This is a genomic window from Pseudonocardia nigra (genome assembly GCF_019396355.1).
GTDB lineage: Bacteria > Actinomycetota > Actinomycetes > Mycobacteriales > Pseudonocardiaceae > Pseudonocardia > Pseudonocardia nigra.
In genome coordinates, this window is the sequence record NZ_JAHKRK010000513.1 from 1 (window position 1) to 967 (window position 967).

Sequence of the window (967 nt, forward strand, 5' to 3'; positions counted from 1 at the left end):
CGTTGAGATACATCCGGTCAATGCACTCCACCTCGAACACCACGTGATCGGACAGGACATCGGCGACGGTCCGCGGTAGCGTCATGCTCGGCTCCGGTTGGACGGGCGGCCAGCAGGCCCACCAACCACTCCGAGCGGTTCATACACCGGACCGGCCCGCCGGTCACGGTCTCACCCCGCCCGACCGGAGCCCCGAAACCCGACGGGAACAAGGCACGCCTCGTCGGGCTGGGGCGAAGCCCCGGTTAGTACTCCAGCCGGAGTTCGTGATCTTGCTGGCAGGGGTGGTTGGGACGTGGCGCGGCCACTGAGCTCTTTCCAACCTGGTGAGAGGCGGGCTCAGCCAGTCCCGGCGTGGCGTCACCGAGATGAGTGAAGCTCCTGGTAGACGGGCGATTGACTAGATCAACTCGCCGAACCAGGAGCTTCGGGTGCCTTCCTACCCTGCGGGGTTGTCCGTGTCCAACCACGCCCTCATCACGCTGTCCGACGCGCTGCGCCACCGCCGTGCCTCGGTGGGGACCCGTTGGCGGCGGCTGTCCGTGGGTGAACAGGCGCTGCTCGTGGTGGCTCATCTACGCAAGGGCGAGACCTACACCGACCTCGCGGTCGGGTTCGGCATCGGCACCACGACGGTGTTCCGCTAAATCCACGAAGCCCTCGAGGTCCTCGCCGCGTTGGCCCCGTCGCTTGCTGAGGCAGTCGCTGTCGCGATGCGGAAGGCGTTCGTGATCCTCGACGGCACCTTGCTGCGGATCGACCGGGTCGGCATGGGTTTTGGCCGCGACAGGCCCTACTACAGCGGCAAGCACAAGTGCCACGGGGTGAACGTGCAGGTCATCGCCGATCCCGCCGGCCGGTTGATCTGGGCTTCACCCGCGCTACCGGGAGCCCGCCACGACATGGGAGCCGCCCGCGAACACGGCATCCTCGACGCCCTCCAGCAGGCGGGGGTGAAGGTGATCGT

Annotated in this window: 1 pseudogene; it reads left to right on the forward strand. The window is 67.2% G+C overall.

The features are described 5' to 3' along the window. Positions 1-431 precede the first annotated feature (431 nt). Positions 432-967 (forward strand): annotated as a pseudogene (locus tag KME75_RS41945) (transposase family protein); the annotation flags it as partial.